We start from the raw sequence: 1,866 nt of genomic DNA, 5'->3' as shown, positions 1-1,866 counted from the left end.
TCGAAGGTGAGGTCATTGTAGGCGTCGGCTACAGCCAGACGCACCGGCCGGCCGGCCACCTCGACGGTGTAGGGCCGGCCCCAATCAGCCGTGCCGCGCATGAAGTTGAAAGCCCGTCGCGCCGGCCAGTCGGTGGACAGCATAAAGTCGGCCGCGGTCGGGAAGCCCTGGTAGCTGCCGCCGGCCTGGGGCTGCCGGCGCGCGTCCCCCTCGGCCAGTTGGGCCAGGACGACGCGCAACAGGTCGAGGCCGGCCTCGGTTAGCAGCCGGTCGGCCTCCGGCCCGGCAATACCGTCGGGCAGGGGCACGGCCGTCTGCGCCGCGATGTCGCCCGTGTCCAGCCCCTCGTCGAGGTAGTGGACGGTGACGCCGGCCGGCGCGCCGTCGCGCAACTGCCAGAAGCGGGGCGTCGGGCCGCGGTAATCGGGCAGGAGCGACGGGTGGATGTTCAGGAAGCCCAGCCGCGGCAGACGCAGGACGGCGGCCGGGATGCGCCGGGTGAAGCAGGCGACGCAGGCCACGTCGGCGCGAAAGTCGACCAGCGCCGCCATCGTCTCGGCGTGGGCAAAGTCGCTGACGGCCAGGACGGGCAGCCCGGCGGCCCAGGCCACGTCGAGCGCGCCGGCCGGCTCGTCGCCCAACAGCGGCAGGGCGGGCGAGGCGGCCGGCGGGGCCAGACGGGAGACGGGCGGCGCGGGAGCGGGCAGCAGGTGGGGCGCGGCGGCGGCCGGGACGACCATGCCGGCCACGTCGTGCCCATCCTCCAGCAATCCGCGCAGCACGAGGGCGGAGACGCCGGCGGGCAGGCCGAAGAAGAGGAGACGCAGGGAAGCGGCTCGGTTTTCCCCCAGGCTCATGGGGATATTATATGCCTATCGGCCGCAAAAGAGGAACACAGAGAGAGGATGGCTGTCTATCAATTCACAAGGTTGACGGATCAATGACCGGCCTTATACTGTGCTGGTAGACAAAGCGATAGGTGGTGTAGCTTTCGTGGAAAAAGTCACTTCACCCGACGGCGCGCCCATCGCCTTCCATCGACGGGGCAGCGGCCCACCGCTCATCCTCGTCCCCGGCAGCGGCGCGGCCAACCCGGTCGCCTGGGCCGATGTCATCCCGGCGCTGGCAGCGCGCTTCACCGTGTACGCGGTTGACCGCCGCGGCCGCGGCGAGAGCGGCGACGGCCCGACCTATGCCCTCCAGCGCGAGGCCGAAGACCTGGCCGCCGTGGCTCGCGCCGCCGACGAACCCGCCAACCTGCTGGGCCACTCCTTCGGCGCCCTCTGCGCCCTGGAAGCGGCGCTGCTCATTCCCAATCTGCACAGGCTCATCCTGTATGAGCCGACCATCACGCTCCCCGGCCTGTCACTCTACCAGGAGGAGGCCATAGCCCGGCTTCAGGCGCTGCTGGACGCGGGCGACCGGGAAAGCGTCCTGACCGTGCTCTATCGCGAGATCGTGATGATGCCTCAAGGCGAGTTCGAACAGTTGCAAGCATCGCCGCTCTGGCCGGCGCGGCTGGCCGCGGCCCATACCGTCGTGCGGGAATCGCGGACCGAAGAACAGTATGAATTCGACGCCGCGCGATTCAAGAATCTGCGTACCCCCACGTTGCTGCTACTCGGCGGCGACAGCGCGCCCCTCTTCAAGAAGGTCACAAAGACGATAGCGGCGGCTCTGACCCACAGCCAGATCGCCGTCCTGCCGGAGCAGCAACATGTCGCCATGTACACCGCGCCCGACCTTTTTTTACGAGAAGTGCTAAACTTCCTGGCTGAACCAGAGTAAGGTCTGAGGAGTCGTCTATGAGCGATAAACAACAAACACTTGCGCTGCTGACCGATGAATTCAACTACTGGCAAACCC

General features: G+C 68.0%; 2 protein-coding genes. One reads left to right on the top strand and one right to left on the bottom strand.

Annotated features, from left to right (window positions below):
• Positions 1-857 (bottom strand): methionyl-tRNA formyltransferase (locus ACE3UY_RS11980; protein WP_374687754.1); only part of this gene is annotated, 857 nt, incomplete at its 3' end.
• Between the two features lie 136 nt (positions 858-993).
• Here ACE3UY_RS11980 and ACE3UY_RS11975 point away from each other — a divergent pair.
• Positions 994-1,788, top strand: coding sequence for an alpha/beta fold hydrolase (locus ACE3UY_RS11975; RefSeq protein ID WP_374687753.1), 795 nt, complete (start codon positions 994-996; stop codon positions 1,786-1,788).
• Positions 1,789-1,866: the final 78 nt, after the last annotated feature.

This window comes from Promineifilum sp. (SeqCode) (assembly GCF_041918635.1).
Classification (GTDB): domain Bacteria; phylum Chloroflexota; class Anaerolineae; order Promineifilales; family Promineifilaceae; genus Promineifilum.
This window is presented reverse-complemented; position numbering and strand designations above follow the sequence as displayed.